At 63.5% G+C, this 21,320-nt stretch carries 15 protein-coding genes; 12 read left to right on the top strand and 3 right to left on the bottom strand.

The window, feature by feature from the left end; all coding sequences use genetic code 11:
* Window positions 1-15 precede the first annotated feature (15 nt).
* The gene (locus RAM60_RS07405; RefSeq protein WP_510639514.1) at window positions 16-1,965 is read right to left on the bottom strand and encodes a lytic transglycosylase domain-containing protein; all 1,950 of its coding nucleotides are present in this window, start codon (window positions 1,963-1,965) and stop codon (window positions 16-18) included.
* 103 nt (window positions 1,966-2,068) lie between these two features.
* Here RAM60_RS07405 and dapA point away from each other — a divergent pair, with 103 nt between their 5' ends.
* The gene (dapA, locus tag RAM60_RS07400) at window positions 2,069-2,950 is read left to right on the top strand and encodes a 4-hydroxy-tetrahydrodipicolinate synthase (protein WP_369027302.1); all 882 of its coding nucleotides are present in this window, start codon (window positions 2,069-2,071) and stop codon (window positions 2,948-2,950) included.
* 5 nt (window positions 2,951-2,955) lie between these two features.
* Here the strand turns inward: dapA and RAM60_RS07395 are convergent, their stop codons facing one another.
* Window positions 2,956-4,692 (bottom strand): amidohydrolase, encoded by a 1,737-nt coding sequence (locus tag RAM60_RS07395; RefSeq protein ID WP_369027303.1) that lies wholly within the window; start codon window positions 4,690-4,692, stop codon window positions 2,956-2,958.
* Between the two features lie 91 nt (window positions 4,693-4,783).
* Between RAM60_RS07395 and smpB the strand changes: the two genes are divergently transcribed.
* From smpB to alaS, 11 genes are all read left to right on the top strand, one after another.
* Complete coding sequence (gene smpB, locus RAM60_RS07390; RefSeq protein ID WP_200980758.1) at window positions 4,784-5,266, top strand: SsrA-binding protein SmpB; 483 nt, start codon at window positions 4,784-4,786, stop codon at window positions 5,264-5,266.
* Between the two features lie 101 nt (window positions 5,267-5,367).
* Complete coding sequence (locus tag RAM60_RS07385; protein ID WP_369027305.1) at window positions 5,368-5,973, top strand: DUF2062 domain-containing protein; 606 nt, start codon at window positions 5,368-5,370, stop codon at window positions 5,971-5,973.
* On the top strand, window positions 5,970-8,444 hold the full coding sequence (locus tag RAM60_RS07380; protein ID WP_369027306.1) for a hybrid sensor histidine kinase/response regulator: 2,475 nt from the start codon (window positions 5,970-5,972) through the stop codon (window positions 8,442-8,444). The genes RAM60_RS07385 and RAM60_RS07380 overlap by 4 nt, the downstream gene beginning before the upstream one ends.
* Before the next feature lie 42 nt (window positions 8,445-8,486).
* Entirely contained in the window at window positions 8,487-10,016 is a 1,530-nt protein-coding gene (locus RAM60_RS07375) for a DUF4139 domain-containing protein (protein WP_369027307.1), read from the top strand.
* A gap of 16 nt (window positions 10,017-10,032) precedes the next feature.
* Complete coding sequence (locus RAM60_RS07370; protein WP_369027308.1) at window positions 10,033-11,628, top strand: DUF4139 domain-containing protein; 1,596 nt, start codon at window positions 10,033-10,035, stop codon at window positions 11,626-11,628.
* A 118-nt stretch (window positions 11,629-11,746) separates the two neighbouring features.
* Complete coding sequence (gene recA / locus RAM60_RS07365) at window positions 11,747-12,811, top strand: recombinase RecA (RefSeq protein WP_200980755.1); 1,065 nt, start codon at window positions 11,747-11,749, stop codon at window positions 12,809-12,811.
* A 212-nt stretch (window positions 12,812-13,023) separates the two neighbouring features.
* The gene (locus RAM60_RS07360) at window positions 13,024-13,650 is read left to right on the top strand and encodes a glutathione S-transferase family protein (protein WP_369027309.1); all 627 of its coding nucleotides are present in this window, start codon (window positions 13,024-13,026) and stop codon (window positions 13,648-13,650) included.
* 99 nt (window positions 13,651-13,749) lie between these two features.
* A complete protein-coding gene (locus RAM60_RS07355; RefSeq protein WP_369027310.1) occupies window positions 13,750-14,916 on the top strand; it encodes a nucleotide sugar dehydrogenase in 1,167 nt (388 codons plus the stop codon).
* On the top strand, window positions 14,916-15,938 hold the full coding sequence (locus tag RAM60_RS07350; RefSeq protein WP_369027311.1) for an NAD-dependent epimerase/dehydratase family protein: 1,023 nt from the start codon (window positions 14,916-14,918) through the stop codon (window positions 15,936-15,938). Before RAM60_RS07355 ends, RAM60_RS07350 begins: the two co-directional genes overlap by 1 nt.
* 4 nt (window positions 15,939-15,942) lie before the next feature.
* Window positions 15,943-16,770: a class I SAM-dependent methyltransferase gene (locus tag RAM60_RS07345; RefSeq protein ID WP_369027312.1), complete on the top strand. Its 828-nt coding sequence runs from the start codon at window positions 15,943-15,945 to the stop codon at window positions 16,768-16,770.
* Window positions 16,771-16,842: 72 nt separating this feature from the next.
* Window positions 16,843-19,509: an alanine--tRNA ligase gene (alaS, locus tag RAM60_RS07340; RefSeq protein ID WP_369027313.1), complete on the top strand. Its 2,667-nt coding sequence runs from the start codon at window positions 16,843-16,845 to the stop codon at window positions 19,507-19,509.
* On the opposite strand, the gene RAM60_RS07335 is transcribed toward alaS, so the two are convergent.
* Window positions 19,506-21,272, bottom strand: coding sequence for a cation:proton antiporter domain-containing protein (locus RAM60_RS07335; RefSeq protein WP_369027314.1), 1,767 nt, complete (start codon window positions 21,270-21,272; stop codon window positions 19,506-19,508). The genes alaS and RAM60_RS07335 overlap by 4 nt on opposite strands.
* Between the last annotated feature and the right edge of the window lie 48 nt (window positions 21,273-21,320).

The following is a 21,320-nucleotide window of genomic DNA, read 5'->3' as shown; positions in this document are numbered from 1 at the left end:
CGCCCCTAGCCGAGGTCAGCGCAGGAAGTCACTCACCGAACGCGCACGCTTGTACGGCGTGCGCTCGGGATAGAGCGTCTCGTACATCGAAGCGTTCTCGACCACGCGCTGGACGTAGTTCTTGGTCTCGTAGATCGGGATCTTCTCGATCCATTCGATCCAGCTGATCGACCCGGTGCGCGGATCGCCGTTCGCACGCAGCCACTTGTTCACGTTGCCGGGGCCCGCATTGTAGGCCGCTATAGCGAGCGGGTAACTGCCGTTGTAGTACGAGACCATGCGCTGGATGTAATTGTTGCCCAGCGTGATGTTGTAGGCGGGGTCGTCTGTGAGGGAGGCGGACATGTAGTTCATGCCTGCCTTGCCAGCTTCCTCGCGCGCCGTGCCCGGCATGAGCTGCATGAGCCCGCGGGCGCCTGCGTGGCTGATCGCGTTCTGGGCGAACTGGCTTTCCTGCCGCGCAATGGCATGGACCAGGGTGAAGTCCGCTCCCTGCGGCAGCTGGAGCGTGGGGAAGCCCTGGACGATAAACTGGTCATGCCCGTTGCCCCCCGCCGCATCGGCAAGGATCACCGCAAGGTCCCGCCTGCCGATATCGCGGGCGAGTTCGGCAATGAGAGCATGTTCCTCTGGCGTATCTGCCTGCGAGGCGAGTTCGCGATAGAACCAGATGCCCGTGCGCCACGGTGCCCCGCGGGCGACTTCGCGCACGGCCGCGACGAGCGGCATGCGGTTGAATTCCGCGCGCTGTTCGGGGGTCGGCAAGGCAACCCCGGCCTTCGCCAGGTTGGGGAAGGGGCGACCGAGCTCCTCGAGCGCGAGATGGCCGTAGAACCTGTCGGGATAGGCCGCGGCCATTTCGAAATAGCGGTTGGCCTCGGCCATGTCGCCGGCACGTTTCGAAGCGCGACCGGCCCAGTAGAAACCCTTCGACCGGGTCTGGGCCGTCTGCGCTGCCGCGCCATAGCGATAGAAAAGCGGCGCAGCGCGTTTGCCATCGCCAAGATTCCAGAGTGCGCTCGTCCCGCCGAGCCACATCAACGAAGTGTAGTCGTCACGCAGCCGGAACGACATCTTGCTGACGTCCGCATCGGGCGCAAACAGGTCGTCGACCCGCGCTGCGATGCGCGCGGCAGGATCGGAACCGGCGGACTTGGCAACGCGGAGAGCCTCGCCGATGAAATCCTCAGGATCATGAGCAAGGCTGGTGAAGGCAGGTCGGTTGGCGAGCGTACTCACCGCCATAGGCATCTGACCTGAAGAGCGGTAATGGCGTGCGAGATTGTAGACGTATCCGGGATCGCTCTGCGCGTTGCCCGGGACCGTCAGGCCGATGTCCTGCGGCAGGCTGCCCTGCAACAGCGAGAGCCGCGCCATCGACATTTGCCTCTCGGATGCAGGCAAATTGACGATTTGTCGGGCCGCAGCCTCCTTGTCGCCCTGCCACAACAGGGCGTCCATGCGTGCGGCCTGGTCATCGGGCGTGAAACGCGCACCGAACAGGCCCTGCATGTAGGCTTCGGCAGGGCTGCTCATCGTGCCCCCACGCCAGGCGGCGCGCGCAATGTCGAAGGCCTCGGGGCGCTTCAAGCTCGCAAGAGCCAAGGCATAACGTGCCTTCGCGCCGTTGGAGATCGGGGGGTTGCGGTCGAAGAAGGCGACGAGCGCCTCCGGCGTCACGGCGTCACGATCGAGCGCGGCCTCGGCACGCGTCTGGAGAAGTTCCTGGCGCGGAAACCCGGGATATGTCGTGATGAAGCCGGCATACTCGTTGAACGACAGGTTTTGCTGGCCGACAAGGTATTCCCAGCGCGAAATCGCTCCGGCCATCCGGCCGCTGCTCTGGGCGACGAGGTTATTGCGGGCATTGTCCCAGGAATCCGGGTCTTCGGCGTGGGCGACAGAGGGGAAGGCGAGCGCGGCGCCGCCGAGCAATACGAAAGAAAATGCTGTCTTTAGTCCCATGCTGGACATAATGCCCCCCGGCTCCTTATCAGGCGCTGAATGAAATTTCCCGGTCGCGCGAATTCGTCCGACCATTCATGCAGGTAACGCAGGACTTCCGCAAATGTTCTCAGGCTCGATTCCGGCTCTGGCGACTCCTTTTCGCGACGGATCGTTTGACGAGGCCGCTTTTCGCAAGCTGGTCGACTGGCAAATCGAAAACGGCAGCAGCGCGCTGGTCGCCTGCGGCACCACCGGTGAAGCCTCGACCCTGTCGAATGCGGAGCATCACCGGGTCATCGAAGTTTGCATCGAGCAAGCTGCCGGTCGCGTGCCGGTGATCGCGGGTTGCGGTTCGAACGATACCAACAACGCGCTCCTGCACATGAATTTCTCCAAGAAGGCGGGGGCTGCCGCAGGCCTTCTGGTTGCGCCCTATTACAATCGCCCGAGCCAGGCGGGTCTGATCGCCCATTTCAGCTTCCTCGCCGAAAACAGCGACCTGCCGATGGTGCTCTACAATGTGCCCGCGCGCACGGTCACCGACATTCTCGACGAAACGGTGGTCGAACTGGTTACCAAGTACCCCAAGCGCATCGTTGCCATCAAGGATGCCAGCGGAGACCTGTCGCGCGTCGCCGACCACCGGATGGGTATCGGCCATGACTTCTGCCAGCTGTCGGGCAATGACGAGCTGTGGCTGCCGCATTCAGCTGCGGGTGGATCAGGCTGTATCTCGGTCACCGCTAATGTTGCACCCGCGCTGTGTGCCGAGTTCCACGCCGCCATTGCAGCCAACGATCTCGTCAAGGCTCGTGAGCTGAACGACAAGCTGTTTCCGCTGCATTATGCGATGTTCTCGGACGCCAGCCCGGCACCGGCAAAATATGCGCTCAGCCGGGTCCACGACTGGTTTTCCTGCGATGTGCGATTGCCGTTGGTCAACGCCAGCGAGTCCAGTCGAAAGGCGGTCGACGAGGCGCTGGTCCACGCGGGCCTGATGTAAACCGGTCAGACGCGACCCTCAAAGACGGTCGCCCGGATCGGCAGATCCTTCATCGCCGCCGTCTCGATCTCGAAGGGATCGTGATCCAGCACGACGAAATCGGCTTTCTTGCCCGCTGCAAGCGAACCGATCTCGCCATCCATGCCGATCACGCGCGCCGCTTCGATGGTGATAGCGCGCAGGGCCTTTTCGCGTGACAGGCGCTCTTGCGGGGCGCGGGCGACATCGTCGATCCCCATGCGTGTCTGGGCAATCCATGCGAGATAGAACGGATCGATGGGTGCCATGTTGAAATCGCTGTGCAGGCCCAGCGGGATCCCCGCGCGTTCAACCGATCCAAGGCGGTTCATCAGTGCTGCCCGGTCGGGGCCGAAGCCGCGCTTGGCATAGGCACCGCCAAGGACGCGGATGTAGTTGGGCTGGGCGGACACCATGGCCCCGAGCCGGGCAATCCGGGCAACCTGCTCCTCGGTGCAATAGCCTAGGTGCTCGACGACGATGTCCTGCGCCGGGCGCGGCGAGAGCTTGCCCAGGCCGTCGAGAACGACCTCGGCCCCTTCGTCCCCGTTGACGTGGATGTGCAGCGCGAAACCCGCCTGCCAGTATCGCTGCATCTGGTCGTGAAGCTTGTCCGGTTCGGTCAGCCACTTGCCCAGGTGACCGTCCGAGTAGCCCGGCGCGGCCATCTGCATATTCTGGGCGAAGAAGGCGCCATCGGCGAACAATTTCACGCGGCGCTTCAGGCTGACATTATCGCTGACGAACTTCGCCGTGCGATCCTTCATCCATGCCTCGATATCCTCGACCGCATCGATCTCTGCGGCGATGGGCATGAGGTTCACCCGCGCAGCTGGATTGCCGGTCGAGAATGCGCGGGCAATGAGGCCGGCTTCGGTATCGAAGCGAGCAAAAATACCTGTCGCAAGATCGCTGGTGGTGGTGACACCGCGCTCATGCATCATCTGGATCAGTCCGGCAAAACCCTGCTGGAGCGTTTGCGGCGCGAGGATCACCGGGCGCAATTTGGCCAGCGCGACCTGCAACGCCGTCTCCGAAAACATCCCGCGCGCAATGTCGCCATGCTCGGGCTGGGCACCTGCCGCGCTCAGTGCTGTGGCGAACGCGGCGGGGTCGGAGAGCCCCATCCACTCGAGTGCGGCGCTATTGGCGTAGATGTCGTGGAAGCTTCGCTGCCAGACCAGCAAAGGCCGATCGGGCGCGATTGCATCCAGCTCGGCGCGCCCGATGGGACCATGGAAAAGCTCGTGATGCCCCCAGACGATCAAGGGATTGAACGGGTTCGAGGCAACGACCTGGGCGAGGCGCGAGCGGAAGGCCTCCTGCGACTGGATGCCGGGCCACTTGCCCGATGGAAGTGTCCAGTCGTCGGGTGCCAGGAACGGCATGCCCAGCATGATTGCGGCCTGCATCGGGTGGATATGCGGATCGACAAGTCCCGGGAAGATGACCTTGTCGGCAAACCTGCGGTCGAGCGAAAACTGGCGACCGCCGGTCCAGGGGGCGAGGGCATCGAGGGACTCGCCAAGTCCCAGGATCATCCCTCCGGCCACGGCCATGAAACGCGACCTTGGCATGGATTGCGACATGGTCACGATCCGGCGGGCTTCGAACACGGTTATCGGCTCGCGCAACGCCGCGGTCATGCCTCCCGTTGCGGATATCAGCGGGAATGCTGCCAGCCCCGCCAGAATGCTGCGCCGGTCCGTCTTGCCGATAATCATCGCCTGTCTCCCCGATCGGAGCATTGACCGAAGAGAAAGGCTTCACAAGCCCTTTCGCTGCGCCGCGACCTTGCCTACATGGCGCCGCATCATGGCACGCCCGAAACCCGCAACCTTCGACAAGCAGAAGATCGTCGCCGACAACCGCAAGGTGCGCTTCGACTATACGATCGAGGACACGTTCGAAGCGGGCCTTGCGCTGCAGGGCACCGAGGTGAAAGCGCTGCGCGCGGGTGAGGCGAGCATCAAGGAAAGCTATGCCGAGGTCCGCGACGGGCAGGTCTGGCTGGTGAACGCCAACATTCCCGAATATTCGCACGGCAATCGCCTCAACCACGAACCGCGGCGACCGCGCAAGCTGCTGCTCCATGCGCGCGAGATCGAGAAGCTGTTCGGCGCGGTCGAGCGCAAGGGCATGACCCTCGTGCCGTTGTCGGTCTATTTCAACTCCACCGGACGGGCCAAGGTCGAACTGGCCCTGGCCAAGGGCAAGCAGGCGCACGACAAGCGACAGGCCACCAAGGATCGCGACTGGCAGCGCGACAAGGCCCGCCTGATGCGCGAGCGCGGCTGACCCAGACAGCCTCTGTCGAGCACAACGGTGAATTCATCGCACTTCGCTTTCGCGCGGCCCTTGCACTTGCCAGTGGGGCAGCGCATTTCGGGACCGTGTCAATGAGCAAGCCACAATCGAAGACGGCACTGTCGGACTGGTTCCGCAAGCGGATGCCGACGCGCGAGGAAATGGCGGAGAACAAGTATCTCCGGCCTATCGCGCACCGGTTCCTGTCGCCGGAGCTGTGGCGTTTCACCCGCCGCTCGGTGCCGCGCGGCGTGGCCCTCGGCATCTTTGCCGGGTTCATCGTGCCGGTCGGGCAGATATTCCTCGCCGCTTTCATGGCCCTGCCTGCGCGTGCGAACGTACCGCTTGCGGCATTGGTGACCTTCATCACCAATCCCTTCACTTTCCCCTTCTGGGCCGTGGTCGCCAACAAGGTCGGCGAGTTTATTCTGAAGGTCGATGCCGGCGTCACCGGCGGTGCGGCGCAAAGCGAGATCGCGAGCGGCCGCTGGGCTTGGTTCGTCGGCATGTTCGAAGGGGTCGGTGTGACGGTGCTGGTCACGATCTTCGGCTTCATCGTCCTGTCGATCGTCGGTGCTGCCATCGGCTACCTCGTTTCCGGGTTCATCTGGCGTTTCGTCGTCGCACGCAAACGCAGTCGCCGGTTGCGCAAGATGACCGAGCGCCTCGACCAGCGGCTTGCCGAGGGCGCCGAGTGATCGCCAAGGAAGAAAATCCCATCGGGCGCCTGCCGCCGCTGCCGCTGACACTCGGCATCTTCGCCGCGTGCCTGGTCTCGATTTCGCTGGTGTGGCTGATCGGGCAGGAGACGGTCGTTGCGGTTGCATATGGCGGCGCCCTTGTCGCAGTCCTGCTGACCCTGCTTCTCGTGGCCCGCCTCCGCTCCGCGCCGGTCGAACAGGAATCGACGCTGCCCGACTGGTCGGTCACTGCGGCTGCGATCGAGAACCGCCGTCGCGGCATCGCCATCACCGACCGGGCGAACCGCCTGACCTGTGCCAACGAGACTTTCGAAGCCTGGTTCGACAAGGCCGTCTCACCCCTCGAGCTGCCCTTTGCCGAAGATGGCCGCGCCGCGATGATGGCGGCCGCGCGCGAGGCCTGGCGCGACGGTTCGGCGCTAGTCGAACTGCTCGCAAGCGAAGAGGGCGACCGCCGCTTCAGCCTTGCCATCGATCGTGCGGGCAGGGCCGAGGACTACCTCGTCTGGCGCTTCGCCGAAATCGTCCAGGAACGCAGTTATGACGGCCTGAGCGAACGCGTGATGGGACCGTTCGGCGATGTCATGTCGCGCGCGGGGCTCGAGCTTGCGCTGGTTGCGCCGGACGGGATCGTTCAGGCCGCCACCTCCGGGCTTGCCGAAAGGGCGACGGGCAGCAGCGACAATTCGCTCGTCGGGATGGAGTTCGTGCAGCTCCTGCGTTCGGATGACCGCGACCGCATCTTCTTCGCGCGCGAGGGCCAGCAGGGTTCGCCCCAGACGCTCGTTCACGTTCCGCTCGACCTGCCCAACGCGCCGCGGGTCAGCGAGGCGGACCAGGCCCCTTCGCTGATGCTGCTAGTCGACAGCACCGTCGGGATCGGCGGCGGCGGCGAGGGCAGCGGCAAGGCCGCGATTCCCCAACTCGAAGCGCTCCTGTCGGCACTCCCCCTCGGGCTTGCACTGACCGATCGCGACGGCCGTTTCCTGTTCGCGAACAAGGCATTCCTGCGGGCAGTTGAGAAGGAAGGCGAGGGGCTTCCCCAGTTCCCCTCGGACCTCGTCGTGCGCGAAGACAAGGCAGCGATGTCGGATACCGTGCGCCGCTTCGCCAAAGGCGCGACCTCGAGCGGGGACATGGCGGTGCGTCTCGCCAGCAATGCCGAGGAACCGGTTTCGATCGGGCTCGCCGGCGTGCGCGGCCTTGGCGATGCGGCGGTCCTGTTGTCGATCACCGACTCCACCGAAGAGAAGCGCCTGCGCCGCCAGGTCGCGCAGGCCACCAAGATGCAGGCCGTGGGTCAGCTGGCGGGCGGCGTTGCACATGACTTCAACAACGTGCTCACCGCCATCATCGGCTATTGCGACCTGATGCTCCTGCGCCACACGCCGGGCGACAGCGACTACGACGACATCCAGCAGATCCGCGCCAACTCCAATCGTGCGGCTTCTCTGACGCGGCAACTGCTGGCCTTCAGCCGCCAGCAAACCCTGCGCCCGGTGGTCCTCCAGCTTCCCGACGTGGTCAGCGAAGTCAGCCAACTCCTGAAGCGCCTGATGGGCGAGAAGATCGAGTTCGTCGTGCGCCACGACCGCGAGCTCGGGCCGGTCCGCGCCGATCCGCAGCAGCTCGAGCAGGTCATCGTCAATCTCGCGGTCAATGCCCGCGACGCCATGCAGGCCCATGCGGCCAAGACCGGCAAGCAGGACTGGAAGGGCAGGCTGACGCTCGCAACAAGGCGCGTTTCGGCGCGCGACGTGCGCAAGATGGGCGTCGATATCATGCCCGCCGACGACTACACGGTGCTGATCGTGCAGGACACCGGCGGCGGCATCCCGTCGGAGCATCTCAACAAGATCTTCGAACCCTTCTTCACCACCAAGGAGCAGGGCAAGGGCACCGGCCTAGGCCTCTCGACCGTCTATGGTATCGTGAAGCAGTCGAATGGCTTCATCTTCGCCGACAATGTCCGCGGCGCGGATGGCAGCGCGGCTGGGGCGCGGTTCACCGTCTATCTTCCGGTCCACAAGGGTGCGATGCCGATTCCGGCCAAGCCCGTGGACGAGAGCGAGGACCAGCGCGCAAGCGACTGGTCGGCCGGCGGCAAGCTGCTGCTGGTTGAAGACGAGGACATGGTCCGCGCCGTCGCCGAACGCGCGCTTGTCCGGGCAGGGTACACTGTTGTCACCGCTTCGGATGGCGAGGAGGGTCTTGCCGCCATAGCCAACGGCAAGGAGGACTTCGACCTGATCGTCTCTGACGTAGTCATGCCTGCAATGGACGGCCCGGCGATGGCGCGCGCCATCCGGCGGGTGAAGCCCAAACTGCCGATCCTCTTCATGTCGGGCTATGCCGAAGAGACCTTGCGCAATGAAATTGACATCGAGAACATGCATTTCATTCCGAAGCCATTCAGCGTTCAGCAAATAAATGCCAAGGTTGCAGAAGTGCTGAGGGAACAAAAGTAAACCTCTCAACCTTCAGCTAAAAACCGCTCAAAGGGGATTGGGATGAAGGTTCGCGCATTTTCGCTTCTGGCCACCGCCGCACTACTCGTGCCGGCATCGCTGCCCGCCCAGACCACCGCCGAAAAGCTGGCTGACCCGGATGCCACTTCACAGGGCGACGTGTCGGTCACCATCTACAACAACGACCAGGCGCTGGTGCAGGATGTCCGCCAACTCGCCATCGGATCGGGACGCACGCGGATCGAATTTCCCGACGTTTCGGCCCGTATCCGGCCTGAGACTCTCAGTTTCTCCGCAGCGGGCGCAGGCATCGTCGAACAGAACTTCGACTTCGACCTGCTGACCCCGACCAAGCTGATGGAAAAGGCGATCGGCCAGACCGTCACGCTGATCAGGACCAATCCGGCGACCGGCGTCGAAACGCGTGAACGGGCCACAGTGCTGTCGACGGCGGGCGGCGTTGTCGTGAAGATTGGCGACCGTATCGAGGTCCTGCGCGACGACGGTCTTCCTGTCCGTACGATCTTCGACCGCGTGCCGCCGAACCTGCGCGCCCGGCCAACGCTGTCGGTGACGGTCGAGAGCGATCGCGCGGGAACGCGGCCCGCCTCGATCCGCTACCTGACGCCCGGCCTCGGCTGGAGCGCGGACTATGTCGCACTGTTCGACGAGGCCAAGGGCACGGTCGATATGCAGGGCTGGGTCACGTTGACGAACCAGACCGGCACGACCTTCCATGCGGCCGACACACTGCTGGTCGCGGGCAATCCTTCGGGAGCCAATCAGAATTATTACAACCGGCGCGGCTATCCTACTCCGCCACCGCCACCGCCCGGAATGGTCCAGCCGGGCACCGAGACTGCCAATCGCGAGCGCCTGGGCGATTTCTATCTCTATCCGTTGGCCGAGCGCACGACGATCGCCAATGCCCAGACGAAGCAGGTCAGCTTCCTCGACATCCAGGGCGTCCCCGCCAAGCGCCAGTATTCGCGCACGATCGGCTGGCTCGCCACCGACGACCGCGCATACAACGTGGCCAGCATGGTCGGTTTCAGTTCGAGCCGCGACCAGGGTCTGGGTGATGCCCTGCCGGCGGGAACGGTCCGCTTCTACCAGCGCGATGCGCAGGGTACGCCTCAGTTCATCGGCGAAAGCGCGATCGGCCATACGCCGATGGGCAGCCAGCTGTCGCTCCAGACCGGCGAAGCGTTCGACGTTTTCGTCCAGTCCGAGGTCATAAAGCGCGAAAAGATCACGTCGGACGAATATGAGAGGTCCGCGCGCTACCGCGTGATCGAGAATGGCGAGGTAGTTCGCCAGATCGAGAAGGACCGCGCGATCGATTACTGGCGCACGACCATGCGCTACACCATCACCAATGCGAAGCCCTCCGCGATCGAGGTCGACCTGACCCAGCAGGGTCTCGACCAGGGCTGGTGGACGCGCGACTATCGCGTCGTCTCTGAGGATGTGACGGGGCGGCAGGTCAACGCCGACATGCGCAAGTGGACCATCCCGGTCGCAGCCAACAGCAAGCGCGAGGTTACCGTAGTCTTCGAGACCCGTTACTGATCGGCGGGTCGCTGCGATGCGCATCCTCTTGAGTTTTCTGGCGCTGGCCTTGGCATGGCCCGTCGAGGCACGTGAGGCCGTCGACGCTTCGGCGCCGGAAAAGCTTTCGGTCACCGTCTACCGCAATCCCGACAGGGGCGAGGGCGAGGAGATGGACCGCGACTGGCCGCAAGGCTTCGCCATGATCAGCGAAGTGCGGACGGTGACGCTGCCGGCAGGCGAATCGACGATCCGTTTCACCGGTGTATCGGAAGGAATGGTGGCGGTTAGCGCCATCGTGACGGGCCTCCCCGGCGGAACGATCGAGAAGAACCGCAATGCGGATCTCCTTAGCCCCGCTGCTTTGGTCGACGGCACGCTTGGCAACCGCGTCACCATTACGCGCACCAATCCCGCGACGGGCAAGGCGCAGTCGGAAGATGCGATCGTGCGCACCCGCGCGGACGGGGGGCTGGTTCTCCAGACCGCGCAGGGGTTCGAGGCAGTCCGTTGTTCAGGATTGCCGGAGAGCCTCACCTTCAACCGCGTTCCGGTGGGGCTTTCGGCACAGCCGGTCTTCACCATCGACACCCGCAGTCCCGCGGGCGGAACGTACCAGGTGACCCTGACCTATATTTCGTGGGGCTTCGACTGGGAGGCCAATTACGTTGCGCGGCTGCGTGAAGGGATGGGCGAGGGCAAACTCAAGGTCGATCTCCTGTCGTGGCTCACGCTGCTCAACGATAACGACCAGAGCTTCGACAATGCCGAACTCATGGCCGTTGCCGGGAAGCTGAACATCGGGAGCGATTTCCAGGCGCTGGCCGATCCGCCGCAGGCACGGGCCTTGAGCCTGACATGTTATCCTTTCGGAAGCACGGCTGCCGGCTCCCCGATCTACGGCTTCCCGCCTCCGCCACCGCCACCGCCCCCTCCGGCAGCCGTGGCCTATGCGGATTCTGCCGAAATTGTCGTCACCGGTGCGCGCATTATGCAAAAGGCACTCGAGAGCCCTTCGCCGGTGTCGGTGGTCGCGGCGGAAGAGGTGCTGGGCGACCTCAAGCTTTACCGTGTTCCGGAACGCGTCGATGTATCGGCCAAGGGCCAGAAGCAGGTCGCCTTCCTCGACCGGAAAGGCGTGAAGGGGAAATTCCTCTACATCACCGATTGCGACCGGGGCGGGAACGACGGGTTCCACCCGGCTGCCATGCAGCTGCTTGCGCTGAACGAGAAGAAGGACGGGCTTGGCCAGTCGCTGCCGATGGGCGGCATGACGATCTACGAGCCGACCGAAATGGGCGACCTTCTCGTCGCCGAGACGCGCCTGCGCGACTATGCTTTGTCCCAAGAGGTCGAATTGGATCTGCCTGAGAGCAGTCAGGTGCAAGTTTCCTGCGGCGCCGTCGGCGAATGGAAGGAAGGCCGCAAGTCCTACCCCATGCGCGCGACCGTCGCCAATGCGAACGACGAGCCCATCACCATGCGCCTCAAGCTCGGTTGGGCCGCAGATGTCGAAGTGCAGGGGATGAAGGGCAGCCGGGTCAAGGACGGTTTTCGCATCGTCGAAGTGAAGGTCCCCGCCAACTCGCGCCGCACCTATGATTTTCGCCTGCGCGAGACCGGTTCCGACTAAGCTCTAGGCTTGTTGGAAAAAATTTCGTTCCACTCTTGTTCTTGTGGAACAAACACGGTACACCGCTTGGCAGTTGAAGAGTCGATCGCGGCTCTGGAATTGCGAAAGGGGTGATGTCATGGCGGCCAATCTGAAGCTCGTAGAAGGAAAGCAAGTGGACGCAGACCGTCAGAAGGCACTCGATGCCGCCCTCGCGCAAATCGATCGCGCGTTCGGCAAGGGTTCGGCGATGAAGCTGGGCCAGAAGGAAGCGATGAATGTGGAGGTCATCTCCACCGGTTCGCTGGGACTCGATATCGCGCTCGGCGTGGGCGGCCTGCCCAAGGGTCGCGTGATCGAGGTCTACGGCCCCGAAAGCTCGGGCAAGACCACGCTGGCGCTGCACGTCATCGCCGAAGCGCAGAAGAATGGCGGCACTGCTGCCTTCGTCGACGCTGAACATGCGCTCGACCCGGTCTACGCCAAGAAGCTCGGCGTCGACATCGACGAACTGATCGTGTCGCAGCCCGACACGGGCGAGCAGGCGCTCGAGATCACCGATACGCTGGTGCGTTCGAATGCGATCGACGTTCTGGTGGTCGACTCGGTCGCCGCGCTGGTGCCGCGTGCGGAAATCGAAGGCGAGATGGGCGACAGCCACGTCGGCCTTCAGGCTCGCCTCATGTCGCAGTCGCTGCGCAAGCTGACCGGCTCGATCAACCGTTCCAAGTGCATGGTGATCTTCATCAACCAGCTGCGCATGAAGATCGGCGTGATGTACGGCAATCCCGAGACGACAACTGGCGGTAACGCGCTCAAGTTCTACGCCTCGGTCCGCCTCGACATCCGTCGCACCGGCCAGATCAAGGATCGTGACGATATCATCGGCAACACCACCCGCGTGAAGGTCGTGAAGAACAAGGTCGCTCCGCCGTTCAAGCAGGTCGAATTCGACATCATGTACGGTGAAGGCATTTCGAAGATCGGCGAGATCCTCGACCTCGGGGTGAAGGCCGGAGTGGTCGAGAAGTCGGGTAGCTGGTTCAGCTACGACAGCGTCCGCATCGGCCAGGGCCGTGAGAACGCCAAGACCTTCCTGAAGGAAAATCCAGAGATGTGCGCCAAGTTGGAAGCCGCGATCCGCGGCCGCACCGACGAGGTGGCCGAGGAGATGATGACCGGTCCGGACGCGGACGAGGACTGATTCCCCTCAAGCGGGAGCGCCCCGGTCCTCCTCCCCCGGACCGGAGCCTCAGCCGGACTGTCCCCCGGTGCTCCCGAATGAACGGAAAGCCGGTGTGCGCCGCCCCCATGGCCGCACCGGCTTTTCCGTTTCCGGCGCTGGCAGGAGCGCTGGACCTCACCTAGTGTGACCCCCGAATCGTCCGCTGTGGGCCGATCGCCAGGGAGAGCACGATGACGATAAGGGTCCACCACCTCAACAACAGCCGGTCGCAGCGAATTCTCTGGCTGCTAGAGGAACTCGGCGCCGATTACGAGATCGTGCATTACCAGCGCGATGCGGTGACCAACCTAGCGCCGCCCGAACTCAAGGGTCCGCACGAACTCGGCAAATCGCCGCTCATCGAAGACGACGGCCTCCGTGTCGCCGAGAGCGGGGCGATCATCCAGTACCTTTGCGAGCGTCATGGAGGGGGCGGCTGGCTTCCGGCTGTCGATACGGAGGACCATGTCCGGCACCTCGAATGGATGCAGTTCGGCGAGAGCAGCTTCTTCGTGCCGGTCATGCTCAACATCATGGCCGGTCGGCTGGGGGAAGCTGCGGCGCCGATCATGCCGCGCATCCAGGAGCAGTTCGCCGCCCATGTCGACTTCATGGAGGCTGGCTTGAATGACTCGCTGCATTTCGTCGGCAACGACTGGACTGCCGCCGATATCCTGATGAGCTTCCCAGCCGAGATTGCGGTGATGCAGGGTTTGGGAGAAAGGGCACCGAAGTCGGCGGCCTTTGTCGATGCGATTCATTCGCGGCCCGCGTGGCAGCGTGCACGTGAGAGAGGCGGGCCCTATTTCGGTTGGTAAGGGGGCGGCCTGGCACGGTCTTGCAAATCGCCTCGCACGGTCACACAAGGCGCGCAATCCGCGCTTCGGGGCGCACCAATTGACGGCACGGAAATCCGGATGAAGATTGCAGTTTTCGGGCTCGGCTATGTCGGGCTGTCCAATGCGATAATGTTGTCGCAGCATAACGAAGTCGTCGGTTGCGACATTTCGGAAGATCGCGTTGCCATGCTGGCTGAAAGGCGCTCGCCGATCCAGGATGCGCTCGTCGAGGAATACCTGCTCCGCGACGATCTCGACCTGCGCTTCACGACCGATTTTGCCGATGCGATTTCGGGTGCGGAATTTGCCGTAGTCGCCGTGCCGACCAACTACGATGTCGAGAGCAACTTCTTCGACACATCGGCTGTCGACAGCGTCATCGAGGGTGTTCTCGCCGCTAACGACACTACCGTGATCGTCGTCAAGTCTACCGTCCCGGTCGGCTACGTTCGCCACGCACGCGAGAAGTTCTGGACCGACCGTGTGATCTTCAGCCCCGAATTCCTTCGCGAGGGCAAGGCGCTCTACGATAACCTGCACCCCTCGCGCATCATCGTCGGCGAGAGGTCTGAGCGTGCACAGCGGTTTGCCGACCTGTTGCTGCAGCCCGCGCTCGATGATGACGTGACGGTCCTGCTGACCGATGCCGACGAGGCAGAGGCAATCAAGCTGTTCGCCAATACCTACCTCGCCATGCGCGTTGCCTTCTTCAACGAACTCGACAGCTATGCGCTCTCGCGCGGTCTCGATACGCGCCAGATCATCGAAGGCGTCGGCCTCGATCCGCGGATCGGCAGTCACTACAACAACCCTTCCTTCGGTTACGGCGGTTACTGCCTGCCCAAGGACACCAAGCAGCTGCTGGCCAATTATTCCGAGGTGCCGCAGAACCTGATCCGCGCGATCGTCGATGCGAACCAGACCCGCAAGGATTACCTCGCGGACCAGATCATCGCCATGCATCCACGCAAGGTCGGCGTCTTCCGCCTGGTGATGAAGGCCGGTTCGGACAATTTCCGCCAGTCCTCGATTCAGGGCATCATGAAGCGCGTGAAGGCCAAGGGTATCGAAGTGATCGTGTACGAACCCGTGATGCAGGAAGATCACTTCTTCGGCAGCCGGGTCGAGCGCGACCTCGCGAAATTCAAGGTCGAGGTCGACGTCATCGTCGCAAATCGTCTCGATCCCGAACTGGAAGACGTTCGCGACAAGGTTTTCACGCGCGACCTGTTCGGCGCCGACTGATGAGCGAACCGCGCACCGCGCTGGTCACCGGCTCGGCGGGCTTTATCGGCTACCACACCTGTCGCCGACTGCTGGCCGACGGATTTCGCGTTGTTGGCGTGGATTCGCTGTCCGATTACTACGACCCTGAGCTGAAGCACCGTCGCCAGGCGGGCCTGTTGCAGAACCAGAAGTTCGCGGCGATCAACGAGGCGATCGAGACGCCAGGCCTGCTGCTGGACCTGTTCGAAGAGCACCGGCCCGATGTCGTCATCCACCTCGCCGCGCAGGCGGGCGTCCGCTATTCGATCGATAATCCGCGCAGCTACCTCGAGAGCAATCTGGTCGGCACGTTCGAACTGCTCGAGGCTGCACGCGCGTATCCGCCGCAGCACATGCTGCTCGCCTCCACGTCCTCGGCATACGGTGCGAATACAGAGATGCCTTATCGCGAGACGATGCGGACCGATCACCAGATGTCTTTCTACGCCGCCACGAAGAAGGCGACCGAGTCGATGGCGCACAGCTATGCGCACCTGTTCGACCTGCCGGTGACGATGTTCCGATTCTTCACCGTCTATGGCCCGTGGGGACGCCCCGACATGGCGCTCTTCAAGTTCACCAGGGCGATGCTTCAGGGTGAGCCGATCGACGTGTACAATCACGGCGAGATGATGCGCGACTTCACCTATATCGACGACCTTGTGGAGGCCATCCGCAGGCTGGTCGATGCGGCTCCGGTGCGTCCCGCTTCCCCAGAGGACATTGCGGAAGGCGATAGCCTGTCCCCGGTCGCACCATGGCGGGTGGTCAACATCGGCAATTCGCAGCCGGAGCAGCTTGGCGACATGATTGCGGCCGTTGAAGATGCTCTGGGCATCGAGGCGAAGCGTAATCTCATGCCGATGCAGGCAGGCGACGTGCCAGCCACGTGGGCGGACGCGGAATTGTTGCGTTCGCTGACCGGGTACGTTCCGTCGACCCATATCCGCGAGGGGGTTCGCAAATTCGTCGATTGGTACCGCGACTACTACCGGGAGTAACGACATGACCGACCACAGGGACTGGACCGGTAAGGTCGGCTCGATCTGGGCGCAGGAATGGCGCCGAACCGACCGCAGCTTTCGTGAACTGACCCCCATCCTGCTCGGTGCGATCGAAGGTCAAAGCTTCTCCTCGGTTGTCGATATTGGCTGCGGAGCCGGTGAAATCGCCTGTGCTCTTGCCGCTGATCATCCCGAAGTCCCGGTGACGGGCGTCGACATCGCGCCCGAATTGCTCGACGTGGCGCGCGAAAGGGGTGAGGGCCTCGCCAACCTGCGGTTTGTCCTTGGTGACGCAGCAGCAATCGAGATCGAAAGTTCTCCGCCTGTCGACCTGCTGGTTTCGCGACACGGCGTGATGTTCTTCAAGGACCCGGTTGCCGCCTTCGGACATTTGCGCGGGCAGGTCGCACCGGGATCGGCTCTGGTGTTTTCCTGTTTTCGCGAAAGAACCGAGAATTTCTGGGTCGAGGAAACCTTGTCGGCGCTACCGGTGATGCCGCCGGCTGCCGACCCCAACGAGCCGGGGCCCTTCGCCTTCGGTGACAGGAGCAGGGTCGAGACAATCCTTTCCACCTCTGGCTGGACGGACATTGCCTTTCACCCAATCGACTACCGCATGACCTTCGGCGAGGGCGAGGATGCTGTCGGGGACGCACGCGATTACCTGACACGGGTCGGGCCGACGGCGACGCCGATCGCACAATTGGAGGGGCCCGAAAGGGCGGCAACTCTCGACCGTCTCACCGACATCCTCGTCAAGCACGCCGCTCAGGGTAACGTTTCTCTTCCTGCTGCTGCCTGGATAGTCATCGCCCAGTCCCCCGGCTGATCGCCCACACGGCACAGTCTGACCGTCCTTTCCGGCTTGTCGGCGCGGGAGCGATTGCCTAACTGCGCCCTCATGACTTCGACCAACGACATTCGCCGCAGTTTCCTCGATTATTTCGCGTCCAATGACCACGCGGAAATCGCCAGCGCGCCGCTCGTGCCCTTCAGCGATCCGACGCTGATGTTCGTGAATGCCGGCATGGTCCCGTTCAAGAACGCCTTCACGGGGCTCGAAACCCCGCCCGCGCCGCGCGCGACCAGCTCGCAGAAGTGCGTCCGCGCCGGGGGCAAGCACAACGATCTCGACAATGTCGGCTACACCGCGCGGCACCACACCTTCTTCGAGATGCTCGGCAATTTCAGCTTTGGCGACTACTTCAAGGAGCAGGCGATCCACCATGCGTGGACCTTGCTGACGAAGGAGTGGGGGCTCGACGCGAACCGACTTACCGCGACCGTGTATCACACGGACGACGAGGCCTTCGACCTGTGGAAGAAGATTGCCGGTCTGCCCGAAGAACGGATCATCCGCATCCCGACCAAGGACAATTTCTGGGCCATGGGCTCGGACGGTCCCTGCGGACCGTGTTCGGAAATCTTCTACGACCACGGCGAGCATATCTGGGGCGGCCCTCCGGGATCGCCGGAAGAGGATGGCGATCGCTTCGTCGAGATCTGGAACCTCGTCTTCATGCAGTTCCAGCAGGAGGCCGACGAGATCGTTGCCGACCTGCCCAAGCCGAGCATCGACACGGGCATGGGGATCGAGCGTATCGCCGCGGTGATGCAGGGCGTGCACGACAACTACGATACCGACACGTTCAAGGCGTTGATCGGTGCGAGCGAGAGCCTCACCGGCGTTAAGGCCGAAGGCGCACAGCAGGCGAGCCATCGCGTCATTGCCGATCACCTGCGCTCGACCAGCTTCCTTTTGGCCGATGGCGTGCTGCCGTCCAACGAAGGCCGTGGGTACGTCCTGCGCCGCATCATGCGCCGCGCCATGCGCCATGCCCACCTGCTCGGCGCAAGCGAGCCGCTGATGCACCGCCTCGTGCCTGCTCTGGTGACCGAGATGGGCCAGGCCTATCCCGAGCTCGTCCGCGGCCAGGCGCTGATCCAGGAAGTGCTCGAGCGCGAGGAAACCCAGTTCCGCCGCACGCTCCAGAACGGCCTCAAGCTGCTCGACGAAGCTACCGCCGACATGGGCGAGGGCGGCACGCTTCCCGGCGAAACCGCTTTCAAGCTCTACGACACCTACGGCTTCCCCTACGACCTGACCGAGGATGCACTGCGCAACCGTGGTATCGGCGTCGACAAGGACGGGTTCGACGAGGCGATGGCGCAGCAGAAGGCTGCCGCGCGCGCCGCGTGGAAGGGCTCGGGCGAGGCAGCGAGCGAGGAAATCTGGTTCGACATCGCCGAACGCGAAGGCTCGACCGAGTTCACCGGCTATAGCTCGACCACGGGCGAGGCTGCAGTTGTCGCCATCGTGAAGGATGGCAAGGAAGTGCAGTCTGCCGCCGCGGGTGACGAGGTCGTCATCCTGACCAACCAGACGCCCTTCTACGGCGAAAGCGGTGGCCAGACGGGCGACGCCGGACGCATCTGGACGCCCGAGGGTCTGGAGATTGCGGTCAGCACGACCAACAAGCCGCTTGGCCGTCTTCATGCCCATGTCGGCAAGGTTGCAAAGGGCTCGGTCAAGGTAGGCGATGCCGTCCACCTCGTTATTGACGCCGACCGGCGCGACCGCATCCGCGCGAACCACTCGGCGACCCATCTTGTCCACGCCGCCCTGCGCAACCGCCTGGGCGGGCATGTGACGCAGAAGGGATCGCTGGTGGCGGACGACCGCTTCCGCTTCGACTTCTCGCACCCCAAGCCACTGTCCGAGGACGACATTGCGGCGGTCGAAGCCGAGGTGAATGCCGAAATCCGCGCCAATGAGTCGGTCGGCACGCGCCTGATGACTCCGGACGATGCCGTTGCCGCAGGCGCGCTCGCACTGTTCGGCGAGAAATACGGCGACGAGGTCCGTGTGCTCTCGATGGGCCGCAAGGGTGACGAAGGACGCAATTATTCGGTCGAACTATGCGGCGGCACCCACGTTCGTGCGACCGGCGATATTGGCGTCTTCAAGATCGTTTCGGAAAGCGCCGTCAGCTCGGGCGTGCGGCGCATCGAGGCCATGACTGGCGAGGCGGCTCGCCAGTGGCTGGTCGCACGCGACGAAGCAGTGCGGGCAATCGCCAGCGCTCTCAAGACTTCGCCCGACGAGGCGCCTGCTCGCGTTTCCGCGCTGGTCGAGGAACGTCGCCGCCTCGAAAAGGAACTTGCGGACGCAAAGCGTGCACTTGCGCTCGGCGGAGGCGGCGGAGCGGGAGATTCCGGCTCGGCCGACGAGGATATCGGCGGTGTGACCTTTTCCGGTCAGGTCATCGAAGGCCTCGATCCGCGCGAACTGCGCCCGCTGCTCGACGATGCCAAGAAGCGCATGGGCTCGGGCATCGCCGCGGTCTGCGCGGTCAATGATGGCAAGGGTGCCTTCGCTGTCGCCGTCACGGATGACCTGACCGGCCGGTTCAGCGCAGTTGATCTGGTTCGTGTCGGCGTCGAAGCACTGGGCGGGAAGGGCGGCGGCGGTCGCCCGGACATGGCGCAGGGCGGTGGCCCCGACGGCACGAAAGCGGCAGATGCGATCGCAGCGGTCAAGGATGCCTTGGCTAAGGCACCCGCCTAAGCTGCTGCGTCAGCCGTGCTCGACCTGAGCTTGGGCTTGTAGTCGAGCGCGCCTTCCTCCTCGATCTGCGCGCGGAATTCGTCGCGCTTCTCGTGGATCGAGGCAATGACCGGACCCATGGCGACGCCGATGTCGACCAGCACCGCTTCCGACAGCTGGAGCGAGCTTTCGAGCGTCTCCGGCACCGCATGGCTGGCGCCGGCGCGGTAGAGCGCTGCGGCATGTTCCACGTCGCGCGCGCGACACACGATCAGCAGGTCAGGGTGTTCGTTCCTCAGCTTGGTGACGAGCCGTTGGACAAGAACCGGTTCATCCATGGTCAGCACGACCGCAACGGCATGATCGATACCAAGCCGGGTCATCGCATCCCCCCGTGCAGCATCACCAAACACCGCGCGATAGCCTTCGCGCTTCGCGCTCTCGATCAGGTCGGGATCGGCATCTAGTGCGACATAGGGTTTCTTGTGGGCGGACAGCATCTGCGCGACGAGAAGACCGACCCGCCCTGCGCCGACGATGATTACGCGAGCTTCGCCTTCGTCCTCGGGCGGCAATTCCGGCACCGGTTCGACCCTTCTCGCGATGACCCGGCCAAGCAGGGCCAGAAGGGGGGTGACGGTCAGGCCGATGGCAGTGACGATTTGCCAGAACTGCGCGGTGCCGGGCTGGATGAGTAGCGCCGAACTTGCCGCGGCAAGCACGATCAGGGTGGTTTCGGACGGGCTTGCCATGAGGATGCCGGTTTCAGCGGCGGTGCTACGACGCGCACCCATGAGGCGCAGGAGGATTCCGGTCACCAGAGCCTTGAAAAGAAGGATGGTCACTACTGCTGCGATGATGGTGCCGAGGTTCTCCCAAATCGTTGCGACGTCAATGCTCATGCCGACGGTGATCAGGAAAATGCCGAGTGCAAGCCCTTTGAACGGATCCATGATGGCCTCGACCTCACCATGGTATTCGGTCTCGGCGATCAGCAGCCCTGCGATCAGCGCACCCACGATTGGTGACAATCCCACCGCAGCCGTGGCCAGGCTCGATCCGATTACTACCAGCATCGATGCGGCGAGGAACAGTTCGGGGCTCTTGGTCCGCGCTGCCTGACCGAAGAGGCGCGGAAGGGCGAAGCGTCCCAGCACCATCATAGCCGCGATGACGAGCCCCCCCTGCCACAGCGTGGTGAGGAGGCCTTCCCACCCTTCCGCATCGGCATTGGGGGCTATGGCACCCAGGACAAAGATGATCGGGACGATCATGATGTCTTCGAACAGCAGCATCGAAAGCGCTGCGCGTCCGACCGGCGAACTGGTTCCCGAAATGGGCAACACGATCGCAGTCGAAGAGAATGCCAGCGCGAAACCCAGAGCCAGCGCGCCAGTCCAATACTGGCCCATCATCGACAGGAACGTCGCCGCGCAGGTTCCTATCACCAGCAGTTCGAGCGCGCCCAATCCGAACACCAGTCTGCGCATTTCCCACAGACGGTTGAAGCTCAATTCCAGGCCGATGGTGAACAGGAGCAGGATAATCCCGAACTCTGCATAGATCTCGAGTGAGTCTGGATCGGATATCGTAATGTGGTTGAGCCACGGATGCTCGAAAACCAGCCGGCCGAGCCCATAGGGGCCGACAAGGATGCCGATCAGGATGAAGCCAATGACTGGCGTTATCCGGAAACGCGTGAAAACGGGGATGACGAGCCCTGCCGCGCCAAGAATGACGAGCGCGTCGGACAGGGCGGGGGAGGCAAGTTCGGCTGAGGCCATGGGAACTTGGTCTAGGCGGCTGCCCGGCCAAAGTCACCACATGGAGCG

Source organism: Qipengyuania sp. RANM35 (assembly GCF_041021145.2).
GTDB lineage: Bacteria > Pseudomonadota > Alphaproteobacteria > Sphingomonadales > Sphingomonadaceae > Qipengyuania > Qipengyuania soli.
Note: the sequence above shows the minus strand (reverse complement) of the source record. Positions and strands in the feature narration are given on the sequence as shown.